The sequence below is a fragment of the Bradyrhizobium sp. CB1015 genome (assembly GCF_025200925.1).
Lineage (GTDB): Bacteria > Pseudomonadota > Alphaproteobacteria > Rhizobiales > Xanthobacteraceae > Bradyrhizobium.
Window position 1 is genome coordinate 7,261,898 of the sequence record NZ_CP104174.1, and the last position, 25,555, is coordinate 7,287,452.

The window sequence follows — 25,555 nt, forward strand, 5'->3', positions numbered from 1 at the left end:
GCACGTCCTTTCACTGTCACGGCCCTACTTGCCGAGAGGGCTAAAGTTGGCAAGCCTGAGCACCGACAGCCCGAGTCGTGCTTTTAACTTCAGATGGATCTTTGATTTAACTATTCGTTTCAGGGCCCATATCGCCGTGCGCTTTGCAATTTGTTGACGGTTGTAGAAGTGAAACCAGATCAAAAAGCAAAGCCGAGAGTCCACGGACATTTGGCGGCGCCACTTAAGCAGGAAACGCCTTGAACTTTCGGGCCGGCGCTGCTTGCTAACACGAGACTTGGCTTGGTCAGCGTCATTATAACGCGTGGTGACCTGCTTCATTTGGCCGATAGACAATCCTCGCGAGAATGCCGTCATCAGGAAATCGAAGTCCTGGTGCTTCCGAAGGGCAGTGTCAAATCTTAACGCTACACTTTTGCGAAAGACAAAGCTGCTCGTTTGAGCAATCCCGCCGTGGACAAAGATGAATTCGAGAGGCGATGTTCCTCTCCTATACAGTGCATCGGTCTTTATTTTGTCGGGAGGACCAAAGACGAAGTCCAGATGTTGAGCTTCCATAAAGGCGAAGGAAGCTGAAAGATGATCAACTTTCCACTCATCGTCAGCGTCTAGTAGCGCAACAACTTCAGTAGACGCATATTCGATACCTCGATTACGCGTCCTGCCTCCACCCAAGTTTGCGTCATTTCTTAACAGGACAACTCTACATTCTGGCGGAGCACGTCGAAACATTTCGTTGACGATCTCGATGGTTCTATCTTGAGAAGCGTCATCGACCACAACCACAGCTGACAGCAGCGAACGATCCTGACGAAAGACCGATCCGAGCGCTGCAGATATTGTGCCTTCCGAGTTATGTGTAGGAATAACGACGGTCACTTGCTTACGCATCGTCATCTTTAGAAACTCTAATAGCCTCAGGCAATCGCGTTCGGAGACGGTCGCACAGCAAAGAAACGAGCATAAGTCACTTCTGGTGAATCACATACCGGAACGCCTTAATTCCCATCATCGTCCCGAGCACTGTGTCCACTCTCTTGTAGCCTAGCAGATCAAAGGCCCTACAGTTGTCCGAATTGAAGTAGCACACTTTCGTCTTGATCAGACGCGGACAGTTGTTCTTAATACTAACGACGTGATCAACTAAATTTGGGTTGGCGACGTGGGCGCGCGCCGCGGCCTCAACGTCAAGGCACGGCCGACCCACTGCATCACGAATGATGGGCGCGCCAATCTGCTCTGACGGACCTTGCAGTGTCAGCCTTGACGCACTCGTTTGAGCCATCGTTGGAAGAACGAAAGTCGACGAGAGCAGAAATGCGAGCGGGATAGTGCACTTTGCTAGCCCGGAAACAATCACCTTCATCTCCAAGGCCTTTCGTCGACTTCTATCCCCGGGATAGCCAATTTTACACCATTTACGGCCAGTCGTTTAGACAACGCTTGTCGACTGGAGATATCGACCTTTCCGAGTATCGACAGCAGCCTCTCACGGTAGGCCCATCCAACCGAGATCAAGTTCATTGCGGCATCATCAGCGAAATTTGCGTCTACCAGCTGAGCGAACTCGGAAACAACTGCATCCTGCTGTACTTCGCTGAGCATCGGAAATATCGCGAGGGCCAGACGATTGCGACGAACAGCGATCCAGCCTTCGAGGGGACCAAAATTATAGGATCGGTCTAGATAGCTGATGTTAGTTGGGTCGAATCCATTTTGCACGGTCTCAACCGAATAAAGCATCAACCAAAGAAAGGAGCTACTTGGGTTGGCCGCAAGCGCCATCTTAAGGCTTCCCTCTGCGGCTTCCACTTCGTTATCACCTTTCTCCTCCTTGCGCCGCTGCATGGCTTGCTCCGCTACGCGAAGAGTCAATAGCGCCTCAGCTTGGAAAAATTCAGACCGCATCATCGAGGATCGCGGGGAGGCTTTGATAAGCACTAGAGCGTCCGCTAAAACGCCGGGCTTGAACCGTTCATCTGCAATGATGCGTGTCACGACATCCCGGGCCGGCGAAATCAACACGAATATTGGGATGCTGCACTTTGCCCAAACAATGCCGAGAAGGCCGCAGAACAGCAACAGCGCACGCAACAGAAAACGTCGCGTCTGACTGCTATTCGACATACCCGTAACGGGCGTAGTATTTCTGATAGTAATAGCGGCCGTGATAGGATTCATAACGGGCTAACGCCTTTGTGTCCGCCTTATTGAGGACCACGCCAAGCAGCTTGTCCTGAATCTCTGGCGAGCCGCGCAGATTGTGCCTGACCACGTCGATCTTGGTCTTGCCCCACTCAACGACGAACACGTAGGAATCGATGAAGGATGAGGTCACCCGCACATCCACCACTGGCGCCATCGGCGGCATGTCCAGCACCACGTAGTCGAATTTCGACCGTAGCTCGGTGACCAGCGCGTGCATCGCCTTCGAGGCGAGGATCTCATTGGTGTGCAGCAGCTTGGAAGTGGTGCCAGCCGGCAGGATGGACAGTTTTGTCTGCGCATCGACGACCAGCGCATCCTCCAGCTGGACTTTTTGAGCGACGACATCGACGAGGCCGATCTTCGCATCGGGCACCAGCGCGCGCGACAGCGATGGGTTGCGCAGATCGGAATCGACTAGGATGACCCTCGCACCGCCATGCGCCATCAGCTGAGCGAGGTTGGTCGAGAGAGTGCTCTTGCCTTCGTTCGGCAGGGTCGAGGTGGTGGCGAGCACACGGTTCTCGCGCACGATTGAGTTGAGGTCCACAGCCACCTTCACTGAGCGCACGGCTTCCGAGAAACGCGACAGGGGGTTGTCGACCACGTAGCGCAAGAGGTCGGGTTGAGGATTGTTCTTGCCTGCGAGCCTGCCGCCCAACATCTTCTCGCCGAGCCCGGGCGCAACGGCAGTAGTGCCGAGCGCTGGCAGGATCGCGATGCAGTTCGCGCCCAGCACGTCCTCCACTTGCCCAGTGGTGCGGAACACTTTGTCGGTGAGCTCGCGCGCCATCGCAGCGCCGAATGCCAGCATCAGGCCTCCTAGCAGACTCGCCGCCAAGACAATAAGCGACTTAGGATAGCTCTTCTTCAACGGCGTCGTCGCCGCACTGATCACGCGCGCCTCAGTGATGGGGAACGATTGCTGCTGTACGCTTTCCATGTAGCGCTGCAGAAAGTTGTCGTACATCGCCTGGTAGCTCTGGGCGTTGCTCTCGAGCTCGCGGAGCTGGACCTGCGCCTGGTTGGTTAGCTGCGATTCCGAAACGACATTGGCAAGGCTCGACTTGATAGCTTCCTCGCGCGTGACCGCGATGTCGTAGTCGCTCTTGTAGGATTCCTGGATGCGCCTCAGCTCGTCCTGTATGTTCTTCTTGATCTCTGCCATCTGCTTGCGCAGGTTGACGGCGGCGAGGTGGTCAGAACCATACTTCGAAGCCCAGATCGATTCCTTGGAGGCCATATCGACATATTGGCCGCGTAGCTTGACGATGGTGTCGTTCTTCAGCGCGTCCGCGACGTTGGCATCCGGGACCTCCTGCTTTTGAATATCGTTCATGCGGTCGAGCCGGGCCTTGGCCTCGGCCGTAGCAGCATGCGCCATGATCAACTGGCTGTTGACCTCGGCGAGCTGCTGCTCGTTCATCAGCCGACCGCCGGTGTCGACGATGTTGTTGGCTGTCTTAAAATCCACCACTGCCCTTTGCGCGGCGGAGGCTTGCGTGCGCAACTCCTTGATGCGGTCCTGGAGCCAGACGCTGGCGCGACGGGTCGCCTGGTATTTCGCTTCGAGCGAGTCAACGATATAGGCGTCCGCAATCGCGTTGGCGATCCTTGCCGCCTTCACAGGGTCCTTCGAGGTGAAGCCTATCTCCATCACATAGGTGAGACCGAGGCGCTTGATCGTGCGATTCTTTTCGAAACGCTCCAGTGCCTTGCGAGTCTGCTCGAACTCGGACGGTGCCCCCCCATCGGAAAATAGGCCCATCAGAGCGTCGACCACCGTACCGAGCAGGCCACCCCCGGCACCGGTAAACTCGGGATCGTCGATCAGGTGCAAATCGCGGATCACCGCGAGACTGATATTCTCCGATTTCAGGATCTCGACCTGGGTTTCCACCGTCGCGGAATCGACCGCAATGTCGCCGAGCACGGATTGCTGCTGGAACAGCTGCACCTTGCGGGTGTCGATCACCATCGAGGCGGTGGAGGTGAATTGCGGCGCGGCGGTGAAGAGATAGAGCAGCGCCAGGATCACACAGGCCGAGACGATCGCGACCATGGTCGGGAACTGGCGGCGGATGATGTCGAGATAGGAGGTCAGCGTCTGCGACGGGGAGCCGTCGGCCTCGGGGAAATCACGGTTGATCTCCGAGGTCGGCTTGTTCACCTGCAACATCTAGCAATTCCTGAAAATGGATCGATGTGTGTTCTTGGGATCAATGCTGGCCAGAAGCCTGATGGCATCCGGAGCAAACCCGATGCCAAAACCCGCGCTGCGCGCAACACTAGCACAAGCCTGCCTGCAATTGAACGCGCGCGATGCAGTGCAGCGCGCGCTTCACCCGACATTTTACAGAAAGCTTAACGGCGCAAAAGCAAAGCGGCGCCCGCTGGCGCCGCTGCCGTGAGGTGTCATGGACCGGCCGCAAGGGCCGGTTCCGGTCAGCGCCGCGGGCTGGTGCTGTTCGTGCTGCCGTTGACGCCGCCGCCGGCGGTGTTGGGCGGATTGTTTGCGTTGTTGTTGTTGCCGAACCTGACGGCGCCGCCGCCATTGCCGCCGTTGGGGAAGTTGTTGCCGGTCGGGCCGCCTGCGCCGCTGCCGCCGCCGCCTGCGCCGCCGCCGGTCGCGGCGATCGCGACGTCGCCGGTCGCGGCCTGGTAGGCGGCGATCACGTCGGCGTTGCCGGTGTTGGCGATCGCGGCCTGGATCTCATTGGCATAGGCCTGGTCGCTCTGCGCGGCCATGCGGGCGACCTGGGCGAGACCGCCGACGATCGCGCGCATCTGGTCCTTGGTGGTCGCGGGATCCTTGAGCAGCGCGATCAGGCCGGGAAGCGTGGTCGGATCGGAGGCGCCGAGGTCGCGCACGCGCGAGATCAGCTGCGGGCCGCCGGTCGGATATTGCTGCAAGAGGCTGTTGGGGGCGGCCTTGAAGTCGGAAATGACGGTGGCCGGCAGCTGGCGCTGCGGCGGGTAAACGGCGGCGCTGGCGGCCGAATGAAGCGTCACGGCGAAGGCCGCGGCGGCAGCCATGCGAAGCGCGATTTTGACAACCCTCATAAATCAACCTCCAAAAAATCAGCTGCCCCGATTCCTCGGCCCGGGCAAATGGCTGTGCAGTGCGGAACCTAGCGGAAGAGAGAAGAGCTGTCCACTTATTCTAAAGACTTCGTAAACGGCGCAACTGCTTCAAATCTAGACAGTTTTGTGAAGCTCGCCCGGCGCGCGCGGAGCTCGGGCCGCGGTTGCGGAGCGGCTCTCGGCTCGCGGTGCGGTGGCGACGCATCTGCCGCGGCGCGGCCCTCCCGGCTCGAGAAGGACTGCGACAGGCCGGCGCCGAAAAGCGCAAAGAACGGAATGCTGTAGCCGGGCACCTGCAACGTGAAGTCGAGGCACGAATGCAGCAGCGAGAGCGTTGCGGTCGCCGCCGCGGCCAGCGGGATGATGACGTCGCGCCTTCGTCCGAACACGCCGCGCGCCAGCACCAGCAGCATGATGGCCCAGCCGAGCGCCACCAGGAGCGCCATCGGGATGCCTACCTCGGAGGCAAGCTCCAGCGGCGTCGAATGCGCCGCATCCCAGATGCCGCGAATCGAGATGTTGGGGCTGCGGTAGGGCGGGAAGGCCCATTGGAAGGTACCCATGCCGGTGCCGAACCAGGGATTGTCCGCGATGATCCGAAGCGTGGATTTCCAGGCCTCGACGCGGCCCTCGTCGACCAGGCCCTGGCTGTCGAAGCGGCTGGAGACGCGGCCGCCGAGCAGTTGCAACAGGCCGAGCGCGACGGCGAGGCCCGAGCCGAGCGAGATCCAGATGCCGGTGCGCGGCGGCAGGTCTTTGCGCAGGAACAGCGTGAACGCGATGATCATCGCAAGCAGCGACAGGCCGACGCCGGCGCGCGAGGTCGTCATGAACATCGCCATCAGGCAGATCAAGAGGCATACGAGCCGCGGCAGGATCTCTCTTGGCGGGATCGCGCGCAGGTCGAGCGACAGACGCCGCCATTCGATGTGCCGCTCCGGCAGGCGGCGGCGGACGTCCTCCAGGATCAAGAGCATCCAGATCACCGCAGCCGAGCCGAAATAGGCCGCCGCCGTGTTGCGGTTGATGAAGGTGCCGGTGACGCTGCCGAGATACGCGGTCTTGTCCCGCCACAGGATCATGGTCGGCTCGATCAGGAACGAGGCTACGCCGTAGAGCGCGTAAGCCGCGCCGGAGATCGCGATCACCCAGAGCAGGCGGCGCGCGCGCATCCGATCGGCGCCGACGGTGATGCCGAGGACGATGGCGAGGATGTTGGCGAGCGGCGCGCCGAGCGCGAAGAACGCCTCGTTCTTGACGATGGAGGCCGACGGGGCGATCGGCACGCCGAGCAGATCCGAGGCCTGCTTCCAGATCGGCTGGAACGGCGCGACCCAGGGATGGTCGGAGAGCTGCTCGTGCAGCACAAAGGCATAAGCGGCAACGATCACGGCGATGCCCGCGAGCAGCCAGAGATGCGGCGTCCGCAGATCGCGCGTCGGCGCGAAGATCACCGCGATCCCGAGACACAGGCACCAGAACGCGATCGACAGATCATTGGTCGAGCCGAACGGAAACGGCGCGCCGGCGGCCACGAAGAACAGGATGAAGGCCGCGGGCAAGCTCCATGACCAGCGAATCTCGGGAAGCCAAAGGCGCATCATCGTGTCTTGCGAGCCTTGCTCGCGCCTAGAGGAAGCAATCGATCGGATAGATCTTCAGATCCACGTTGAGGCGGCTGTTCCGGCTCTGCGCGCGGAACGCATAGAATAGTCCAAAACTATCACTCCCCTGATCGAGTTTTATTCCGGGAGTTAATTCGTCGGGTGGGACCAGAACGCCGATGTGCCGGTTGATGGCGGAAATCTCGATCCGCCCCTCCCCTTCGGCAAAATGCCCGCCGAGCTGGGTCACGGTGACCTTCGGCAGCCCGCGGCGCTGATGGCAGACATCCTCCTCCCACAGCTTGGTCTGCTCGACCAGCGGCTTGCCCGGGCCATCGGGCACGACGATGTCGGGGAAGGACGGGCGCAGCATGCCGAAAAACTTGCTCTCCCTGGAATTCGCCGAGAGGCGGACGGTGAAGGACAGCTCGCCCCTGGCGCCCTTGAGGCGCGACAGGACGGGAGCATCAGGCTCGGCGGAAACCATCACGTCGATGCGGTGGCGGACGCCCATCTCTGCGGCAGCGCCGAGCACCGGCCCGACCGGTGCAAGCCCACAAGCAACAGAACCCAGAGCCAGAAGACGGCAAAATCCTCGAGAGCGCATGAAGCCCCTTGCAAGACCCTCGGGGTGACCGATGACCGGCACGCCGTGCCGAGTGGCGCCTTGATCCAGATGCCGGGCTCGTCGGCGCAGCAGAACCGCTTCGATTGCTAAACGAAAATGGCACCGGGACAAAGCCCCGGTGCCATCGTCTTTGGTCGGTCAAGTCGGCGTCTTACGGCGCCAGCTTGATGTTGTTGCGGAAGATCAGCGCGTCGTTGCCAAGATTGATGGCATCGCTGCCGGTCGCCATGATCACACGCAGGTACTGCAGGAACTTGGCCACTTCGACGTTGCGCGAGTTCGAGACGTAGATGATGTCGCCGTTCTTCATCATGACCTTGGTGGCGAGGAAGAAGCCGCCGGGATCGCGGAAGTTCACGTTGAAGATGACCGGGATCGTTTCTGACGTGTACTTGCTCACGTCGATGCCGAGCTGGGCTGCGACCTCCCGCGGCTCGCGACGATAGAGATACACGGCAGCCGGATCGGCCTGGCCGTCCAGCAGGCCGCCGGCCTTGCCGACGGCTTCGCCGAGATTGATGCGCCAGGCATCGAAGTTGAACTCGCCGCTCTGGCCGCTGGCGCCGAACGCCAGGAACTTCTGCTGCTCGCGATAGACGTAGATGCTGTCGTCGGGCCGCACATAGACGTTGTTCTCGGGCGCCATCACGAGATTTTCGAATGGCACGGTCGCCCGCTTGCCGCCACGCTCCAGCATGACCCAGGTCTCGAAGCCCTGGCCCTTGATGCCGCCGGCGCGGGTGATCGCATCGAGCACGCGATCCTTCGCACCCGCCGCGCTCGCCGGATAACGCGCCGGCGAATTGACCTCGCCGAGCACGCTGATCAGCTGGGTGCGCTGCGAGGACATCGCCACCACCGCCTGCGGCTCGATGGCGCGGTTGCCGATCCGCTCGACGATCGCGCGCTGGATCTGGACCGCCGTCAGACCCGCGGCCTTGATCTGACCGGCGTAGGGCACGGTGATGAAGCCGTCATTGTCGACCGACTGATCCGGGATCGTCACATAGTTACCAGGACGGACGCCGGCTTCCGCCGGGATGAACAGACCGCCTGCCGCGGCTTCGAAGATGGTGACGCTGACGACGTCGCCGATGCCGAACACGATGCTGGCGGGCGGTCGGCGGTCGGTGAACACACCGGCGAGGCCCTTGGGCTCGTGGGTGTGCAGGATCTTCACGGTGGCCGGATTGAGCGGCACCAGCTCGTAAGCCGGCGCGTTTTCAGTCTGGATCTTGTTGTTGACGTCGTCCGTCAGCGGACCCGAGCCGGGATTGGTCGAGCACGCTCCGAGCGCCAAAGCGGCGGCCAGAAATGCTGGCTTGAAAAGATATGACTTGGCAAAGGAATGCATCAATCGCGCCCCAGGAGACCCCAATTAGCCCTTGATTGGTACGGCCTAGGGGGTGGTGCGACAAGGGTTCCCGGTAGTTAACGGAGCGATCGGTCGGCTACTGTTGCGTGCGGGCCACTGTTTGGGGCTTAGTTTAAGCCTTTGTGACTATTTGTTGTATTTCGCGTGCCCGATCGGTGAGCAGATCGCCCCAACCGTGGGGGCGGTGTGTCGGGCGCAAGGCTTCTTGGCCTCGCCGCCGTCTGCTAAGTCTGGGCTGTTAAGGATAGGAACTCCCCGTGTCTGGCCTCCTTCTGATCCCGCTGTTGGCGGGCTCCCTCTTTGGCGCCGCCGATCGCGCATGGGGCCCTGCCGTCCCCTGTCGTGGCAGCGCGGGGGCGTGGTGTCGCGGCGCGGCCGTTGTTGAGGTGGCCGGCCCTGCCTCCACATCCGTTTGGAAATTCACCCGGACCCAAGGGGCCAAGGACGGTGAGAGCTTCGCGGCGATCATGAAGACCGCGGACACCACCCAGTCGGACCCGGACTTCGCCGGCCTGATCGTTCGCTGCGCCCCGAAGGGCAAGATCGACGTGCTGGTGGCCTTGATCCGGCCCTTCCCGCCCCGGAGCCGGCCCAAGGTGACCATTGCGGCGAGCGGCGGCGGCACCTTGAGCATCGAGGGCAGCTTGGCGGCCGCGGGAGCGGCCGTGCTGTTGCCGGACGAGGTCTCGGCCTTTGCCGCGGGCAAGTGGCAGAGCACGGCCTCGCTGTCCGTGGTGGTGAGGGAAAGCGACAGCGAGATCAAGGGACTGGTGGCGTTGAACGGCTTGCGGGAAGCCTATAATTCGCTGCTGGCAAATTGCGGCCAATAGGCCAAATTTAGCCATACAACTTAAGGGTCTTTTTAGGGAGGGGAACCTAGGGTCCGAAGCACGGAGAGTGTTTCGGATGATCGCCTTTTTGATTTTCAGCTTTCTCACAGGGGCCGTGCTGGGCCAACGCTTTCGCGTGTTCGTGCTTCTGCCGGTAACAATTGCACTGGTGCTCACCATGCTGCCGGTTAGCGTGATGACCAGCCTTGGCTTCCTTGAAGGCATGAAGGCTGCGGCGTTCGCCGCCATCGCCCTCCAGGGCGGTTACCTCTTCGGTTCGGGGGCGCGCTTTGCCCTTGCCGCCGCACGCGCCACCCGCGTCTTCGGTCGACCGGTCAAGGCCACGCGTTGATCACGGCGCAGGCCTCTGTTTGAAAACGCACCGCCCGCTTGTATGGTGACCTGACCGTTTCAGGATTCCTTCGAGCGCGCCGTTTGTCCCTCGCTTATTTTGCCCTCATCGTCTCCATCGTTTCCGCTTCCGCTCTCGAAATCGCCGGCGCCACGTTCGGTGCGCAGCTCGGGACGATGGCCGCTGCGCTAAGCTTGCTGGCCGCCGCCTCGAGCACGCGAAAGGCCGACTACGAGCACTATGTCCGTGCCACCTCCTGGGGCCGCTGGATCCTTGTCGCGATTCCGCTGTGCATCGCCGCCCAGCTCGCTCCGCTTCCGCTGCGCTTTGCGCATCCGATCTGGGCCAGCGCCCATGAGGCGATCGGTGGCCTGTCACTCGGGCCGATCACGGCCGATATCGGCTTGACGGTGAATGCGCTGCTGCTGGCGCTTGCCGCGATCTCATTGCTCGGCGTCGCGATCCTGGTGGTCCGTAACCGCGGCCGTGCCGAGCTGGTTCTGTTCGTGCTGAGCGGGGTAACCGCGGTCTCCGCCTTGATGTTGGACCTGCACCGGCTCTCGCCGGCGCTTGCTGCAAGCGTCCCCCATGACCTCACGACGAGCTTGGCCGGACTCGGCCTCATGCTCAATCTGGCGGTCATGCAGCTCGCCGCTGAACGGGCGGAGACGCATCATTCGGTCCTCCGCTCAGTCGCGATCGGACTTTGCGGTCTGGTCGGAGCCTTGGTCAGTGCCGCCGCGATCTTTGGGTTATCAGGGACGAACACCGCGATCGCAGCGGCCTTTGGCGTCGTGCTGATCCTGCTGATTCTCGTCATCCGCAGACTCGATCTGTCGCCATTGGCCGCGAGCGCGTTGTCGGTGGCAGCCCTGGCCGGCGCGGCGATCGTGCTGACCTTCCTGTTCGAGAAGAGCTCCGGACCGATCCTGCTGCGGCTCGCCCCGGAGATGGGGGCCGAGACGAAGGCTGCGCTCGAGCGGATGTTGGCCGACACACGCTGGTTCGGCGCCGGCGCCGGGTCTTTTGCCGCGGTGGGCAGGATCTATCAGAGCGATGCCGGCGCCGTCCTGACCGCGCCCTCGGCGGCCACGTCCGTGTTCGCGGGGATGGGTTGGGTCGGGTTGGTCGCCATGATCGCCGTGAGCCTGTTCGCTTTGGTTCGCCTGTTCTTCGGCGCCCTGCAGCGCGGACGCGACTCGTTCTTTCCGGCTTCGGCCGCGGCCTGTGTCCTGTTTGCGCTGTTTCAGAGCTTTGCCGGACCCGGATTGCTGCACCCGGCAGCCATCCTCTGCCTTTCGGTGATCGTGGGCCTGGGACTGTCGCAGAGCGTCAGCCAATCCGGATCACGATAGCGCGCGGGTCATTAGACCGCGCGATCGCCGAGCGAGGCCCAATAGTTCGGGTTCTTGGGCGACTGGATGCGGACCCAGCGATAGGGCTTCTTCGACCACGGCATGATGTGGCCGGAGAGATTGTCCAGCACGAGATCGCCGGAGAAGGTGCGCACTACCACCACGAGATGATGCTCGCCCCAGGTGGTGACGACCTCGCTCAGCAGCACCGAGCGCGCCGGAAAGCCCTTGGCGATCAAATCGTGGCGTTTTGTCACGGCATAGTCGTTGCAGTCGCCGCTTGCCGGATGCAGCAGCCACTTTTCGCCGCGCAGCCCTTCCAGATTGGGTTCGGGACGGATCGCAGCATTGACCCGCTGGTTGACCTCTTGCATCTGCGCCACGCGCTCGGCCGTCAGCTTCAGGCGGCCGCCCCGGAAAACGATCTGCTGCGGCCGCGGCTTGCACTCGTCCTTGTACTTCAGGCAAAACAGCGTGAACGCCATCGGCGCCAGCGTCGGCTGGTCGAACTTGATGTACTGAATGGCACCGCGCAGCCCCATGGGAGCCCCGACAAAGGCGGCTTCCGCGTTCCGCTGCACCCCCGCAGCAACGACGATGGCGGCAACCGCCGCCAGGAACTTTACAACTTTGCGCATGTCGCGCTCCCCGTTCTTGTTGGGGAGACGCTACGCGAGACCTCTTGAAATACGGCTCAAAGTTCGCGCGATGCTTTAATCAAAATGCGGGCGCGTTGGTCAGGGACAATTAAGAATACCGATGCGTGACTTGTTCTGCTAAGAGCGGTCACGACGTTCCGCTCGTGACGCTGGATGCGATTCGACCGACCTGATGGGCCTTTCCTCACGCTTTCGCAAGAAGACCAAGCCGCGGCTTCCTGACGGCGTTCGCGTCTATGCGATCGGCGACGTGCATGGCCGTGCCGATTTGCTTCAATCGCTGTTAACCGTGATCGACGCCGACTTGGCCCGCTCGGCCCCCCAACGCGCCATTCAGGTCTTTCTCGGCGACTACGTCGACCGTGGCCCGGACTCGCGCGGCGTTCTTGATCTCTTGATCGAACGCTCGAAGTCGCACGAGACGGTATGTCTGAAGGGCAATCACGAGGTCTTCCTGCTCGAGGTGCTCAAGGACCCGGCCCGCCTGCAGGAGTGGCGCCACTATGGCGGCCTCCTGACGCTGGTCTCCTACGGCATCACGCCGACCATGAATCCGTCCGCGGAGCAGCAGGTCGAATTGATCGAAGGACTGAAGCGCGCGATCCCGCCCGAGCACCTGGCATTCCTGCAGCAATTGCCCTCGTCCTTTACCTGCGGCGATTTCTTCTTCGTCCATGCCGGCGTCAAGCCCGGCATCGCGCTCGATCGCCAGAAGGATGAGGACCTGCTCTGGATCCGCGAGGAATTTCTGGCATCCGAGGAGCGCTTCGGCAAATACATCGTTCACGGTCACACGCCGGTCAGCGCGCCCGATATCCGTCCGAACCGCATCAACATCGACACCGGCGCCTATGCGACCGGCAACTTGACGCTATTGACGATCCAAGGCGATAGTCTTCTCGCAATTTGAAAGCTTAGGCCGCAATTTCGGTGATCACGCTTCGCGCCATTGGTATCTTGACCGCGATCGCACTGGCGCTCCACGCCGGCATCGCGTTCTATGGCGATCTGGTACGGCCGGACTTTCACGCCCGCGACTTGTTCTCGGGGGTGATTCCGCCGGACAAGGCCAAGCTTAAGGCCGCAGGCAGCCTGGCATCTTTCTCGAGGGATGGCGACCTCCTGGCAAATTATGCGGCGGCGATGGCCGCCGACGCTCTGCACCGTCCGTCGACCGAGGCAGGCGGAAGGGCCAGCGAGAACAAGACGGCCCAAGCCGCTGTCGTGGCAGCCTTGGAAGTCTCGCCGATCAGGCCGGCGCTCTGGCTCACGCTCGGCACGCTACAGGCCCAGGCCGGCCAGGCGGTTACGCCTGCGGTGAAGATGTCCTACCTGACCGGGGCGGTGCCGATCGACGTTGCCTTCTCGCGCGTCCGGACCGTGACCTCGAGCGCCGCTGCAACCGACGAGGAAATCAAGCTGCTGGCGCAATCCGACATCCGGTCGGCGCTGGCCAACCGCTCGCGTTACGAGCCGCTGCTGATCGCGGCCTACGTGCAGGCAACTCCGCAAGGCAAGTCGCTGCTGCTGGAGACGACGAAGGTGACCGATCCCAAGTTCAACGAGATCTTGCGGCGGTACTAAGTCAGCGGACCGGTTTCGGATTGACCGGCACGAAATCCTGATCGCGGCGCGGCTGGTCGGATCGCCCCTGGTAGACGAACATGCCCTTCTTGGTGGTGACGATGTCGCCTCGCTGCAGGCTGTCGTCGCGAAGCAGGCGTTCGGTCGCGACAAGGTCCGGATCTTCCGGTATCGGCTTGTAGAGCTCCGGATGCTCGCGCCGCTCGCGTGCAACCTCCTTGGCACGGCGCCGCGCATCCTCGATGCGCTGCCGCCATTCGTCGCGCGAGACTTCCGGCTCGCTCGGCGGAAGATAGTCGTTGAGGGACGGCTCGGTCTGAGCACGGCACGAGAGCGGGCAGGCATACAGAGCCAATCCGACAGCGGCCGCCACGGCCGCCTGAACCGGCGCGCGCGCCAGTCTCCGGCGGTCTGACAGGGACTTGCAGCGAACGGGTCGCACTCCGATGACTCCAAAGCGGGCCCAGCGGCAGCCAGCGGCCGCAACTTCAGCTGATACGGCGGCCAATTGCAACATTTTCGGAACGCGGCGGCAGTCCCATCAAAGTGAAAAAACAACCCCATGCACAGTAGCCGGCGCCAGCCAAATCAATGGGTTACGCATTTCCCGAAGTTCGATTTGATCCGTCGGGCAAAACAGGGCTAGGATGAGATGATCTGGAGGGGGGCCGACCGATGATCGACCCATCTGCGATCAGCATCGGATGAGCGCCTCGAGGGCAGTAGCTCCGTTCCAAGGCCTCGTTAGATCATCGCTGCTAGATTTCGGCATTCGCTGATGGAGTTGCCGAGAATGCGTGCAAGACCGGTATTGCTGTTGGGTGTTGCCGTTGCGGCGTCCGCCATGCCTGCCCTCACGGCTCACGCCAGTCCCATCTGCATCAAGGAGCGTACGCCGTTCGCGTTGTCGCACGACACGGTGAAATGGACGATGTCGATCGCGCCCGGAGCCGATTGCATTCAGGGACTGCGTTGGTCCTATATGCAGATTTTCAACGTGTCGGTCGTGAGCGGGCCATCACGGGGACAATTGGCGGTGGTCGGGTCCGGCTTCCGCTATTCGGCAGAACCCGAGGCGCGCGGCAGCGACAAGTTCACGCTGCTGATCTCGGGCAAGAACCGTCGCGCTGCAGGGACATCGACCCTGGAGGTCGAGGTCAATCCGCAATAGCCCGCCCTGGCGGGTGTTCCGCGCGACTAAAGCGCGATGCGATTAGGATGAATCGTCATCGCGCTTTAGGCTATTGTTTGAGCATGATCTTTTCGGAAAACCGCTTCACACTTTTCCGGATCATGCTCTAACGGTGACTCGACCCCCGAGTTCTATTCCCGTGATAGGGTCGGGCATATCCGCCCCTCGTCACAGGCGGCTCGATCCGGCTCGGAATATTTGGCGTCGCGTTGGGGGGCGCGGGCTGCGACGGGTTGACGATGATCACGTTGCGATTGGGGCTCGAGGGGTCATTGACGCCCTGGGCCCAAGCGCCGGCAGGCGCGACAAGGGCGAGTATGATCAAGACTAATCGTTTCATGCGAGAGCTCCCGAGCAAGAACGTCAGGGAGGCGAACGCCGTTCCTTCACGGTGGCATCACGGTTCGTTGTGATCTCACCGACGCACGGCGATCAGCTTGCCATCCCTCCAGACACCTTGGGCCGCCTTTCCGGTAGGAAGGCTCCCGACGTTCCGGACAGCAGTAGGTCGAGAGGCAGCCTGGGTGGTCTGCTTCTTTTTCTCAGGTGTCGTCACGATGCTGGAACTCGTGGTGTTGGCCTGGTCCTTGGTCCCTTGTGCCGAAGCAGGCTGAACCAGAAGGGCCAAAAACATGATTGCTGTCAAAATGCCGCGCATGGTCACACACCGGAAAAAGGAGTTGGTCGAAATGTCACAGGTTTCTGCCCAAAAGCAAGCTCTACGAGACGATCGCACATGATCTTTGCGGGGCTGGAGCATCAGCGCGTTTCACCGCGACCGACGCGATCCGCGGTGAAAAAGCCTAGCGAAACCGCACTATCCGGGCTAGTTGATCGGTCTTGATGACCGAGACCGGCGACACCGCAGCCAACGCCTCGCAGGCGCAAGAGATCAAGGCCGGACTCGTCCGCCTGTTATCAGAGCGGATCCGCGAAGTCTCCGGCGATCCCAGGCAGATGCGGGATGTCGTCTACGAACTGGCTCGCGTCAAGCTTCTGGAACAATTCACCCACGCCGATGCGCGGGAAGCGCGAGCGCTTCAGCAAGTCCTCGAACGCGCCATCCGGGAAGTCGAACGGTCCTTTGAGCGCAGCGGCGCCTCCTCGGCGGCAGCGACGGCTGCAGCGGTATCCGTGGCGACTTCCCCGCCGGTGAAGACCCCTGGTCCTCCGCCCATTCCGACGTCGGCCGCCTCGGCTGCCCCAGCGGGTCCGAAAGCTGGCGAGACGCCAAGCCGTCCCGCCCCGCCGCCGACTTCGCTCGTGCAACCCAAACGGAGCAGAGCCTTCAATTCTCTGGTGCGATTGACCGCCATCCTGCTGCTGATCGCCGCGGCCGGCACTGCGATCGTCTATTGGCCACGGCTGAAGACCCAGCTGAGCGCATTGTCGCAGGTGGCGCCGCTCTCCGAGCGCGCACCTGGAAGTCCCGAGCCTCAAGCGACCGCGATCCCGACTCCGTCGGCGGGCGAAACACCGGAACGGACGTCGGAAAGCCCCAAGGAGCCGGCGCCGGCGGCGCACCCCTCGATGCCATTGCCGACGACGTTCGGCGTCTACGCCTTGAGCGAGGGCCAGCTCCATGAGCTCAAGCCGGTGCCCGGAAAGATTCCGGACCGGCGCGTCGCGATCTCGGCCGCCATCAACACGCCGAGCGTGACCACATTGCCGGACGGTGATGTCAAATTCATCGTGTTCAGGCCCGACGGGGGTGTCGACGCCAGCGGGACCGAAGTTCGGGTGATCGCAAAAGTGTCCCGGGCGATGGGCGTCGATGCCAGCGGAAAGGCGGCCATGGTCAGCGCCGGCGATTCCTGGGTGATCCGCAGCATGTCCTACCCCTACAAGGTAGGCCCGATCGACGACCAGTCGAGAATGCTGTTGCTGCAACCGGAGCAAGACGGCTTCACGCTCGCGCCCGGCCGCTACATCGTCGTGGTCAAGGCCATGGGCTACGATTTCACGGTGGCGGGAACGATCACCGATCCCAACCAATGCGTCGAACGCATCAATGCGATCAACGGCGCGTTCTACTCGCCCTGCCCGCCGCCGCGACGATAGCGCAGCCTTCCCGTTTCCTACTTGATCGGCTTGTTGTCCTTTGGCGCATCGGCCGGCATGTCGTCGACCTTGCCGTTGTTGGCGACGCATTTCTGGAAGTACTCGCGCTGGTCCTTGGCCGTTCCCTTGGTGCTCCCCGCCGCGGGGTTGCCGATCTGCCTGGGCGGAAAGGCCTTGGCCACCGCCGCATCGCACGCCCGCGCCACTTCGACGGTAATGGCCGAGGCCGTCACCGGCACCGCCAAGGTCAAAGCGCATGCCAGCCCAACCAATGTCCGCAAATTCTTGACCGGCACTTCGTCGCTCCTTCACTCCGTGAATGCTTGCCGCAACCATACCAAAAAGGAACGAGGCGCCAAACGGCAAAGCGGTGCCGAATTGTCACGCGGCTTGACCTGCGTGCCCGCAGGGCTAACGCGTAAGAGTCTTGGCGGCTGCCTGAGTGCGCGCCTCGTCGTTCGAGACGGCGCTTACGCGCCTCCTCAGGATGAGGCTAAGCGGCATTCGTGCTCGTCCAAAAGCAGGCACAACGCACTCGGTCCTCATCCTGAGGAGCTCGCTGAAAGCGGGCGTCTCGAAGGATGGCCGCAGAAGCGCTACTAGCTGTTGAGCTGCGGCGACTTGAAATCAGGAAAGCGCGTGAGCATTGCCGTCTTGACGAACTTCAAGTGGGCAATGGTGCTCGCCAACTCCTTGAGCCGGCGCTGGCCGTTCGAGATGTCGGCCGCGAACAGATCCTGATGATAATTATCGAGCGCCTCCCGCTCGAGATATTCATCGGTGCCGTTTCCGAAGGTCACGGATGCACGCGCAAGGGCATCGTCGACACGCCGGTTGAGGCCGGCCTGCTCCCTCTCCGCCTCCTGCAAGGCCGTTTCGATCGCGGCCAAAACGGCACCGATCCGCACGCGGTCGGTCTCCGCATCACGCTCGGCCGAGCGGGCCTTAAAGGCTTTGTCCTCGCGGCGGGAGCCGAGAAGATTGTGCGCGCGCGCTCTCAGGAACAGCTGAAACATCCGGGCCATCCCACATGCGAGATCCAGGCGGCTACCATCGGTCAGACGTAGTTAACAAATCCTAAATCCTGCGCCCGCCCCGACTGGCTTTGTGCGATCCACGCCCGCCAAGCTCCCTCGTGCTTGGAATAGAGCTCGAGCCAGCGAACTTCGCCGTCCGCAGCGGCTCCTTTTCGCGCGCGGACCTCGGACGTGAATTGCCCTGTCTCGTTCGATGCAAGATCCAATGCCTCGAACTCCGCCGTCTCTTCCCGAGACAGGCCGATCAGAACGCGATGCCCATGGGCGTCGACGAAATATCTGCGCGGCGCATTGTGCCTTTGATCAGTCATTCGCAGGGCCCTCGTTCATGATCCAAGGCCCTGGACGATCCTTCAGCCGCCGCTCAAAGCTACGAACAAACGCAACCAAAATCAGGACGCAAGTCGCGCCCAGCAAAGCAATCAAATACGCCATTCACGCCCACCTATGCGAGCCGCGAAAAATACAGGCGGCTAAACTCTCGCCATGAATTGCTACGTTCTAGGTTGCCTTTCCGAAGCTCTCAAGAACTGCATCACGTTAACCTAACTGCGCATGTTATCCCACCCGGCGGCATGGCAAGATCAGCTTGCGCGCACATCCGCCCATGGCTGTGCATCCTACGATGGATGCTCGCTCTGCTTGGCCCCCATCGCGGCCGGCGTGTAGGGCGCATAGAGACGATATCGTGCCGATCGCTTGCGGGAGCGCCACGCCCGCACGCCATAGCCGCAGCAAAAGCCAGCTGCAAAGATCGAAATCAAAACCAGAATTGCAAGCATTTGGAATGTTCCCAGTGAACGGAACGCTCCTCCCGGCGCATTTCAACGTGATGTTGTGATGACTTCAAGATCATCGGCGCTGAAACTTTTGTCAGAGGAACATGAAGTTTGTGCAACGTGATGCTTGAAGTTTGGTCGTTGCAGGAGCCACGAGCCCCAGAGGATGACGAAATCTCCCATCGTTCGAGGGCGATATCCAGCCCGCGATGTTAACCCGTGTTCACTGCGGCAGCAGCCTCGAACGAAGCAGCCGAATGCGCGGTACTCAGGCACGGCTGCGATCTGCAGACAGGCACTGACACGTCGTCAAAGGCATCCGGCGGCCGTCGCGAACGATAGTGCTGACGTAGCATCCGTTGTTCTACGGAGCGTGATGCACCAACTTCATCGCGGTAAGGTTGAGAGGTTAGCTTAACCCGCGTTGTTTGTTGCGAACTCTCAGCGATTGCTTATCCATCTCTCGGACCGGGCTCCCCCAAGCTCGGCCCCACCCAAGCAAAGCCGTCGAGCGAACATGGGTCCGCTTGGCGGCTTTGTCGTTGTGTCGACGAGAGGATCATTTCGGTTATGGCGCGCAGGCCCTGGTCGTTCAAGGAAGATCGCCGGCTCATGGAGCTGGCAAAGTCTTCAGCCTCGCTGGAGCAGGCAGCGAAAGCTCTCGGGCGCTCGCCTGATGCGATCAAGCGCATGGCGTTGCGGCTTGGTCTTTCGTTGAAGTCAAAAAACGCGAAGAAGAGCTGATTGCGGAAGCGCGGCAGCGTTCGCCTCACGCCTCGCAGCCCGTCGCTGCTGTGGAGATGCGGCGATAGCGCCGACGAGACCCACAGGCCGTCACAGAGGCCAAACGCGACACAAGCGGCTTCGCAGATTCCAGCGCCGAGCCCCCGCAAGGAGCCTGCTCGGAGAGCTTCTTCAGCGACCGCCCCAGTGAAGCACGGACGATCTTCGGACTTGGCGAAGCGTCAGTCCTGCGGCAGCGCGGCAAAGCCGGCGCTTGGCGAAACGGAACCAATTCAACCCTCGGATGTTGGTCCCGGGTCTCACAGCGAGGTCTGGCAGTGCTCCACTTTGCCATTTCCGCAATCTTGGTCTGGCTGGCGATCAACATCGCCTTCGTGGTGCTCCGGCTGCGGGCCGCCCGCGATTCCGCGAGGCCCCGCATCGACACCAGCCGTCCTTATCCCGGGGTCGTTCCCGTCCGCCATCGTCTCGGACAGTGAGGTGGATGAGCGGGTTGCCTGCGGTGGCCCCCAGCCGCCACAGCTAATTCTGCGTCCTCTTCTGGGACCCCATCCCGGGACTGGTTCCGTAGCTGGGCGTCCCCGTTCCCTTGAAGGCTCCGCCCATCGTGTCCGATCCGGAATTCGTGCCCGTGCCGCTGCGCGTCGCGGACGTGGGCTGCGTACCCGATGGCCGGTCCTTGGTCCCTTGCGCCGAGGCCACGGAGCCCCCGATTGTCAACGCCACGACGAGGCTTAACATCCTGATCATACTGCTCAACTTTCCATGCTTGTTGTAGCCCTGAGCCGCCAGACCATTGGCCAGGGCATTGCTCGGGCGGCCCTTTCGGGCCGGTCTCTCCGTTAAACCCTATCTTAGCCCCCGCTGGCTAGGATCAATCTCCAAGCCTGCTCGAATTTACGCCTTGCCCCATTTCGCCTGAACCGGATGAGATTGCTGCGGCCAAGCCTTCCGTTTGCGGCGCTCGTGCTTGCGAGCATGATGGCGTTTGGGCTGGCGGGCCATTTCGCCGCGGAGGCCGTCATCCGCCATCAACAGGCGCATCAGCTCAACGAGCTGACGGAGGTCGTTCTGCGCCGCTCGGAGCTTGCGGTCGATTTTGCCGCGGGCAGCCTGGACGAGCTCGCGCGGCGCAATTTCGCCAGCTGCGAGCCGGCGGCCCTGCAAGCCATCCGCCTGCACGTCTACCAGCGCTCGGCGATCAAGGACGTCCGCCTGGTCAAGCCGGACGGCTCGGTGATCTGCTCGGCCTATTCCGAGACGCTCGAATTCGACAAGGGATGGGTGGACCGCCGCGACATGCTGCCTTCGCGCGACAAGACGCTTTCGCTGTTCCGCGTCGAGCAGTTCGGCGGCGACGCCTTGGGCGTGCTCAGGGACGTCGATGGTAGCTCCGCTCTGGCCGCCATTGTCGGCGTCAATGCCAGCCTGTTCGATATCATGCCCGCCGAGCTGCGCGCGCACAGCCAGGTGATCCTCGCCTTGAGCAATGGCGAGAAGCTCGGCGAATTTCGGACCGACGCCGGCAAGTCTCTGCCGGCGCCGATCAGCTTCAAGCGAACGTCCGCTCGGCTGCCGCTTCATACCACGATCCAGCTCGAGCACGCGGTGCTGTCGAGCTGGAACAACGAGGCCTATTGGCCCATGCTCGCGGTGGCCCTCGGACTTGGCGCGATCTTCGGCATCCTGCTGGCACGCAGCCGCAGGATGGAGGGGCCGGTCGCCGATCTCGACCGGGCGCTGACGGCCGGCGAATTCAAGCCATATTACCAACCGGTCTTCGACCTCAGGACCGGTCGGATCAAGGGCTGCGAGATTCTGGCTCGCTGGCTGCGCCGCGACGGCTCAATCGTCCCGCCGATGAACTTCATTCCGCTCGCCGAATCCAGCGGACGCATCCAGGCGATGACCTGGCAGATCCTGGGAACGGCGCTCACCGAGCTCAGGCCATTGCTCAGGGCCGACAAGAATTTCAAGCTGTCGCTGAACGTCGTGCCCAAGCACCTCCTGAGTGCGGGCTTCGTCGAAACGCTGCGGCGCACGGTTCTGACGGCACGAATCTCCGCGCGCCAGATCGTGGTCGAGATCACCGAGCGCGACGAATTGGATGATCTCGCGCGCGCCGCTTCGATCGTGGCCGAGCTGCGGGACCGCGGCTTCCGCGTCGCCATCGACGACGTCGGCGTCGGCCATAGCGGACTGTCGCGGCTGAAGGGCCTCGGCGCCGATACGATCAAGATCGACAAGTTCTTCGTGGACACGATCACGGTGGACGCATCGACGACCACGATCGTGGAAATGCTGGTGGCGCTCGCGAAAGACCTCAATATGAGCGTGGTCGCGGAAGGCATCGAGACCGAGGAGCAGCTGCGCGCATTGCTCGCCTCCGGCGTCGAGGAAGGTCAAGGCTATCTGGTTGCGCCGCCCCTGCCCGCCGCCAAATTCAATGAGCTCGTCGAGTCGCGCCGGGCTGCGCAGTCGGGCGCGGCGACATCCGGTACGACGACTTTGGTGGCCTGACTGGCGGGCCCCCATCGCCGCGCAGCTATCGCACATGACTTGTGGCGGCGGCCTGCGCGCACGCCTCGTCCTTCGAGACGGCGCTGACGCGCCTCCTCAGGATGAGGCTAATCGGCATCAGGGCTCGTTGAAACTGCTGCCGCGCACTCAGCCCTCATCCTGAGGAGCCCGCCTAAGCGGGCGTCTCGAAGGATGGCCGCAGGGAAAAACTGGTCAATGCGAACCCTGCATCGCCGCGGAGGCTTTAACGATATTCTCTAACGATATTTTCCGCTTTCAAACCGGAGCGGCGAGCAAGCTTGTATGTTGGGGCCATGCGCAGGAGCCATCTCATAACAGCCGCGAGCATCTGTCTGGCGCTGATCGTCTATGCCACGCTGGCGAAGCTGTCGGGACGGCCTGCGCTCATGGGCCACCACGAGGCCTATTGGGTCGTCGTGATCGAACGCTTCAGCGCCTATGGCCTGCTCGGCTTCCTGCTGTCTTTCCTGCTGCCCGGACGGTTCAGCCTGGCTTGCTCGCTCGTCATCGCGGTCGCCATGGGGCTGGAGCTGATGCAAGCGTTCATACCCGACCGCGATCCGGGCTTTCTCGACGTCCTGCAGAAGGCGGCAGGGGGCACCGTGGGCGTCATGCTCGCCCAGATGATCCTGGCGTTCCTGCCCAGACCGCCTTCCTGAAGCGGCGCGCATGGCCTCGGTGCAATGACCTCGCGATCCGGTCCTCACTTCATCATCTGACCGCGCAACTCACCGCCTGGGTTCGCGGCGGTGTGAATGTTCGCGTACCATTTTCCGCCTAACAGATCTGCCGCCTGCGCGTCGGTGAGGGTGGCGCTGCCTTGAATCGGGCTTTGCGCCGTCTTGAACGGCAGGGCGATGCCGGCATTCTTCCCGGCCTCGCCGGGGCCGTGAAAATGCGCACCCATCGCCGGTCCCGTCAGCCCGGTAAAGGTGACGACGTAGGTCAGGACCTTCGTTTCAGTGTCGTAGCTCGCCTCCGCCTTGCCCGATCCGGTCGAGCTGTTCGGCGGCACTTCGTTGCTTCCCTTGAGTTCTGCTTGCAGCTTCACGACCTCCGCACCTGCCGTTCCGCTCGTCGCGCTGACGCCTCCGACCAGCGCTAGCGCCCCCAACAGTGCCACGGACCGTCGACACACGGCTTTGCTCATGCACTTCCTCCTGCGGATTTCGCTGGTCCCCGCGATTGAAACACCGGGGACAGCCGGACATTCCACCTCAGAGTCTATGCTGATTCGGGACAACGCTCGCGGGAATTAGCTTTCGCAAGCGCATCACGCGTCGGCTCAAGCCGCCCCGCGCCTCGTGTGACGGCCGGAGGGAACCAGGAGCTCGGCCATCTGGCGGTGGGTGTTGTGCAGCGCTTCGATGGCGCGGTCGAGATCGAAATCCGCCTCGCGAACCGACGCGAAGAACTTGGCCGTGAGTGCCAGATCGAGCTTGACGCGCGTTGCACCGTCGCGGCTCCTGCGACGATCGAGCGACAAATGGACGGCGCGGTCCCGGGCTTGCGTTGCACCGCAGCCGCAAAGCGCGCCGAGCTCGTCATATGTCATCCAGATTTGAGGCATGTTCTTCCACCACACTCGATCGGCACCACACTTGATCGGCCGGAAGGCTAGCTTTCGCTTCTAAAGGCAGAGTTGCTGCAGCAGGAATTCGAGACAACAACGTCAATGCGATGCTAATCGGGCGCCAAGGCGCGAATGGAACTGCGCGAATTGTTGCCGATCCGGTTTTTACTTCGGCGAGTTCGTCGTGAACGGATGCCGCGGCCTTGAACGGCTGTCGAGCCTCTTCGGCAGCTTGTCGGCCTTGAGCTTCACGACCGCGCCCCGGGCGTCGGGAGCCGGCGCCTCTTCCTGGCTGTAGATCAGCGTCACTTCGAACCTCACGTCGGGCGCTTGCCGGGCCGTTCCCGAACAGGTCGCCATCGCACCGCTATACACGCCGGAGAGCACGACCTCGACCTCGTCGACCCCGAACACGGTCGCTGGTCCGTCGGCATGTCGCCGCGTGGTCAGGACGGCCGTGAAATGCTGATCGTCCTCGAACTGATAGGAGCCGCCATAGCTGAAGAAGCTGTCGCTGCCCGAGATCCGCCCCGCGGCCAGATGCACGATACCGGTGCCTTGCGCGTGCGCGGTTCTGAACCACGCCGCGTATTTGCCCTCTTTCAGCATGGAAACATCCACCCGTAATTTCCACGCGTATGTGCAACGAAGCTTGAGCCGCGACAATGACCGACACGGCGAGCATTCCGCCACGGTTAACGCCCTGCAAAATCAATCCGTCAAATTTCTGCGGCCGCACGCGGCGGCGCACAGCGATGTCAAAACAATTCTATGCCGTCGTCAGCCGTCTCCACGACTTCGACGCGGCGCGTGGTGGCGACCGAGCTCAGCCCGAGCGTCTGCAGGAATTGGCGATGGACGTCCCGCTCGCGCTCCATCGTGTAGCGCGCAAACAGCTCATCGAGCATCGCTTCGTCCTGCGCTTGCGGCCGCGGCTTCTGGGCGCCCGCGCTCGCGGTCTCGAGCCGGGCCGCGACCGCGGGCAGCGCCGCGGAACCTTCGCCGAGCGCCGCCGTCCCTCTCGCTCTGATATAGAGAGTGCGGCGGCGAGCTCGTCAGGCGCGGACCATCCGGCCGAGGCCGTCCCGACCGCCTGCCCCCGATCGATCCGCCAACATCTTGCCGCGGCTCCACTTTTCTCCGGTCGCCGGTTTGAACCTGTTCCTGCTAGAGTGGCACCAACAACTAAGAGTGATTCTGGTCACACTTGCTCCGGCGCCCTGCTGCTAGGCATCGAACCAGGACGGGGCATCAGAGCATCGTCGAATTGGATGAGAATTCCCATGAAAAGCCTGATCGGCGCCTGTGTCGGCGCATTCTGCCTTGCGGCCCCCGCTTGGGCGGAGACTCCCGCTGCGATCGTCGAGGACGTCCAGGGCAAGGTCGACGGCATCGCGTTCATGGACTACGTGGCGCCGGGCAAGATCATCAAGCTCGGCCCCAAGGCGAGCATCACGCTCAGCTACCTGAAATCCTGCCAGCGCGAGACCATCAGCGAAGGTGTCGTCCTGGTCGGCGCCGAGCAGAGCACCGTGCAGCTCGGCGAGGTCAAGCGGGAAAAGGTGCCCTGCGATACCAACGCAGCAAAACTGTCGGAGCGCGAGGCGAACCAGAGCGCCGCGACGACCTTCCGCACCATGCGCTCGGACGCCAAGAGCGGGCCCGCCAAGCTGCCGACGCTCTACGGCGTCTCGCCACTGGTGCAAGCCAAAGCCGGCGGCACGCTGGTGATCGAACGCACCGACGGCAAGGAGCCCACGATCAGCGTGCCGCTCAAGGGCGACGCCATGGTCGGCGGCAAGTTCTATGATTTCGCCAAGGCCGGGAAGACGCTGACTCCGGGCGGCAGCTACCTCGCCATTCTCGGTGCCAAGCGCTACACCTTCCAGATCGACGCCAGCGCCACCGCGTCGCCGACCCCGATCATCGGCCGCCTGCTGCGACTCGAATAG

The 25,555-nt window shown here is 62.3% G+C and carries 29 protein-coding genes; 13 read left to right on the forward strand and 16 right to left on the reverse strand.

Annotation, left to right across the window (positions count from 1 at the left end; genetic code table 11):
* Positions 1–24: 24 nt before the first annotated feature.
* The 3 genes from N2604_RS33925 to N2604_RS33935 form a co-directional block, all read right to left on the reverse strand.
* Complete coding sequence (locus tag N2604_RS33925; RefSeq protein WP_260372314.1) at positions 25–897, reverse strand: glycosyltransferase family 2 protein; 873 nt, start codon at positions 895–897, stop codon at positions 25–27.
* A 465-nt stretch (positions 898–1,362) separates the two neighbouring features.
* Positions 1,363–2,094, reverse strand: coding sequence for a hypothetical protein (locus N2604_RS33930; RefSeq protein ID WP_260372315.1), 732 nt, complete (start codon positions 2,092–2,094; stop codon positions 1,363–1,365).
* A gap of 22 nt (positions 2,095–2,116) precedes the next feature.
* Positions 2,117–4,384 carry a polysaccharide biosynthesis tyrosine autokinase gene (locus N2604_RS33935; protein ID WP_260372316.1) on the reverse strand — a complete coding sequence of 756 codons (2,268 nt, stop codon included), beginning with the start codon at positions 4,382–4,384 and terminating at the stop codon, positions 2,117–2,119.
* Positions 4,385–4,466: 82 nt separating this feature from the next.
* Between N2604_RS33935 and N2604_RS33940 the strand changes: the two genes are divergently transcribed.
* Complete coding sequence (locus tag N2604_RS33940; RefSeq protein ID WP_260372317.1) at positions 4,467–4,616, forward strand: hypothetical protein; 150 nt, start codon at positions 4,467–4,469, stop codon at positions 4,614–4,616.
* Positions 4,617–4,650: 34 nt separating this feature from the next.
* Here N2604_RS33940 and N2604_RS33945 read toward each other — a convergent pair whose 3' ends face one another.
* From N2604_RS33945 to N2604_RS33960, 4 genes are all read right to left on the reverse strand, one after another.
* Positions 4,651–5,268, reverse strand: coding sequence for a hypothetical protein (locus tag N2604_RS33945; protein ID WP_260372318.1), 618 nt, complete (start codon positions 5,266–5,268; stop codon positions 4,651–4,653).
* Positions 5,269–5,363: 95 nt separating this feature from the next.
* On the reverse strand, positions 5,364–6,890 hold the full coding sequence (locus N2604_RS33950; RefSeq protein WP_260372319.1) for an O-antigen ligase: 1,527 nt from the start codon (positions 6,888–6,890) through the stop codon (positions 5,364–5,366).
* 28 nt (positions 6,891–6,918) lie between these two features.
* Positions 6,919–7,428 carry a hypothetical protein gene (locus N2604_RS33955; protein WP_260372320.1) on the reverse strand — a complete coding sequence of 170 codons (510 nt, stop codon included), beginning with the start codon at positions 7,426–7,428 and terminating at the stop codon, positions 6,919–6,921.
* 244 nt (positions 7,429–7,672) lie between these two features.
* On the reverse strand, positions 7,673–8,875 hold the full coding sequence (locus tag N2604_RS33960) for a polysaccharide biosynthesis/export family protein (RefSeq protein ID WP_260372321.1): 1,203 nt from the start codon (positions 8,873–8,875) through the stop codon (positions 7,673–7,675).
* 488 nt (positions 8,876–9,363) lie between these two features.
* Here N2604_RS33960 and N2604_RS33965 point away from each other — a divergent pair, with 488 nt between their 5' ends.
* The 3 genes from N2604_RS33965 (at position 9,364) to N2604_RS33975 (ending at position 11,433) form a co-directional block, all read left to right on the forward strand.
* Positions 9,364–9,726, forward strand: a complete 363-nt coding sequence (locus tag N2604_RS33965; RefSeq protein WP_260372322.1) for a hypothetical protein — start codon at positions 9,364–9,366, stop codon at positions 9,724–9,726.
* Between the two features lie 76 nt (positions 9,727–9,802).
* A complete protein-coding gene (locus N2604_RS33970) occupies positions 9,803–10,078 on the forward strand; it encodes a hypothetical protein (RefSeq protein WP_260372323.1) in 276 nt (91 codons plus the stop codon).
* 83 nt (positions 10,079–10,161) lie between these two features.
* Positions 10,162–11,433 carry a hypothetical protein gene (locus N2604_RS33975; protein ID WP_260372324.1) on the forward strand — a complete coding sequence of 424 codons (1,272 nt, stop codon included), beginning with the start codon at positions 10,162–10,164 and terminating at the stop codon, positions 11,431–11,433.
* Positions 11,434–11,444: 11 nt separating this feature from the next.
* Here N2604_RS33975 and N2604_RS33980 read toward each other — a convergent pair whose 3' ends face one another.
* Positions 11,445–12,071 (reverse strand): transglutaminase-like cysteine peptidase, encoded by a 627-nt coding sequence (locus tag N2604_RS33980; protein ID WP_260372325.1) that lies wholly within the window; start codon positions 12,069–12,071, stop codon positions 11,445–11,447.
* 193 nt (positions 12,072–12,264) lie between these two features.
* Here N2604_RS33980 and N2604_RS33985 point away from each other — a divergent pair, with 193 nt between their 5' ends.
* Positions 12,265–13,002: a metallophosphoesterase family protein gene (locus N2604_RS33985; protein WP_260372326.1), complete on the forward strand. Its 738-nt coding sequence runs from the start codon at positions 12,265–12,267 to the stop codon at positions 13,000–13,002.
* A 20-nt stretch (positions 13,003–13,022) separates the two neighbouring features.
* Positions 13,023–13,676 carry a hypothetical protein gene (locus tag N2604_RS33990; protein ID WP_260372327.1) on the forward strand — a complete coding sequence of 218 codons (654 nt, stop codon included), beginning with the start codon at positions 13,023–13,025 and terminating at the stop codon, positions 13,674–13,676.
* 1 nt (position 13,677) lies between these two features.
* Here N2604_RS33990 and N2604_RS33995 read toward each other — a convergent pair whose 3' ends face one another.
* A complete protein-coding gene (locus N2604_RS33995; RefSeq protein WP_260372328.1) occupies positions 13,678–14,118 on the reverse strand; it encodes a hypothetical protein in 441 nt (146 codons plus the stop codon).
* Positions 14,119–14,520: 402 nt separating this feature from the next.
* On the opposite strand from N2604_RS33995, the gene N2604_RS34000 reads away from it, so the two are divergent.
* Together N2604_RS34000 and N2604_RS34005 are read left to right on the forward strand one after the other, a co-directional pair.
* A complete protein-coding gene (locus N2604_RS34000; RefSeq protein ID WP_260372329.1) occupies positions 14,521–14,847 on the forward strand; it encodes a hypothetical protein in 327 nt (108 codons plus the stop codon).
* Between the two features lie 864 nt (positions 14,848–15,711).
* Complete coding sequence (locus N2604_RS34005; protein ID WP_260372330.1) at positions 15,712–16,929, forward strand: hypothetical protein; 1,218 nt, start codon at positions 15,712–15,714, stop codon at positions 16,927–16,929.
* Between the two features lie 17 nt (positions 16,930–16,946).
* Here N2604_RS34005 and N2604_RS34010 read toward each other — a convergent pair whose 3' ends face one another.
* From N2604_RS34010 to N2604_RS34020, 3 genes are all read right to left on the reverse strand, one after another.
* Positions 16,947–17,225: a hypothetical protein gene (locus N2604_RS34010; RefSeq protein ID WP_260372331.1), complete on the reverse strand. Its 279-nt coding sequence runs from the start codon at positions 17,223–17,225 to the stop codon at positions 16,947–16,949.
* A 303-nt stretch (positions 17,226–17,528) separates the two neighbouring features.
* A complete protein-coding gene (locus N2604_RS34015) occupies positions 17,529–17,945 on the reverse strand; it encodes a hypothetical protein (protein ID WP_260372332.1) in 417 nt (138 codons plus the stop codon).
* A gap of 41 nt (positions 17,946–17,986) precedes the next feature.
* Positions 17,987–18,277 (reverse strand): hypothetical protein, encoded by a 291-nt coding sequence (locus N2604_RS34020; RefSeq protein WP_260372333.1) that lies wholly within the window; start codon positions 18,275–18,277, stop codon positions 17,987–17,989.
* Positions 18,278–19,357: 1,080 nt separating this feature from the next.
* Between N2604_RS34020 and N2604_RS34025 the strand changes: the two genes are divergently transcribed.
* The 4 genes from N2604_RS34025 to N2604_RS34040 all read left to right on the forward strand — a co-directional run bounded on the left by N2604_RS34025 (position 19,358) and on the right by N2604_RS34040 (position 22,689).
* Positions 19,358–19,489 carry a hypothetical protein gene (locus N2604_RS34025; protein WP_260376435.1) on the forward strand — a complete coding sequence of 44 codons (132 nt, stop codon included), beginning with the start codon at positions 19,358–19,360 and terminating at the stop codon, positions 19,487–19,489.
* Between the two features lie 317 nt (positions 19,490–19,806).
* Positions 19,807–19,968, forward strand: a complete 162-nt coding sequence (locus tag N2604_RS34030; RefSeq protein WP_260372334.1) for a hypothetical protein — start codon at positions 19,807–19,809, stop codon at positions 19,966–19,968.
* 448 nt (positions 19,969–20,416) lie between these two features.
* The gene (locus tag N2604_RS34035) at positions 20,417–22,009 is read left to right on the forward strand and encodes an EAL domain-containing protein (protein WP_409241664.1); all 1,593 of its coding nucleotides are present in this window, start codon (positions 20,417–20,419) and stop codon (positions 22,007–22,009) included.
* A 314-nt stretch (positions 22,010–22,323) separates the two neighbouring features.
* A complete protein-coding gene (locus N2604_RS34040) occupies positions 22,324–22,689 on the forward strand; it encodes a VanZ family protein (protein WP_260372336.1) in 366 nt (121 codons plus the stop codon).
* Positions 22,690–22,733: 44 nt separating this feature from the next.
* Here the strand turns inward: N2604_RS34040 and N2604_RS34045 are convergent, their stop codons facing one another.
* From N2604_RS34045 to N2604_RS34060, 4 genes are all read right to left on the reverse strand, one after another.
* Entirely contained in the window at positions 22,734–23,180 is a 447-nt protein-coding gene (locus N2604_RS34045) for a CHRD domain-containing protein (RefSeq protein ID WP_172785733.1), read from the reverse strand.
* A 135-nt stretch (positions 23,181–23,315) separates the two neighbouring features.
* Positions 23,316–23,600, reverse strand: coding sequence for a hypothetical protein (locus tag N2604_RS34050; RefSeq protein WP_260372337.1), 285 nt, complete (start codon positions 23,598–23,600; stop codon positions 23,316–23,318).
* A gap of 168 nt (positions 23,601–23,768) precedes the next feature.
* Positions 23,769–24,212, reverse strand: a complete 444-nt coding sequence (locus N2604_RS34055; RefSeq protein ID WP_260372338.1) for a hypothetical protein — start codon at positions 24,210–24,212, stop codon at positions 23,769–23,771.
* Between the two features lie 149 nt (positions 24,213–24,361).
* A complete protein-coding gene (locus N2604_RS34060) occupies positions 24,362–24,511 on the reverse strand; it encodes a hypothetical protein (RefSeq protein ID WP_260372339.1) in 150 nt (49 codons plus the stop codon).
* Positions 24,512–24,886: 375 nt separating this feature from the next.
* Between N2604_RS34060 and N2604_RS34065 the strand changes: the two genes are divergently transcribed.
* Positions 24,887–25,555: a hypothetical protein gene (locus tag N2604_RS34065; RefSeq protein WP_260372340.1), complete on the forward strand. Its 669-nt coding sequence runs from the start codon at positions 24,887–24,889 to the stop codon at positions 25,553–25,555.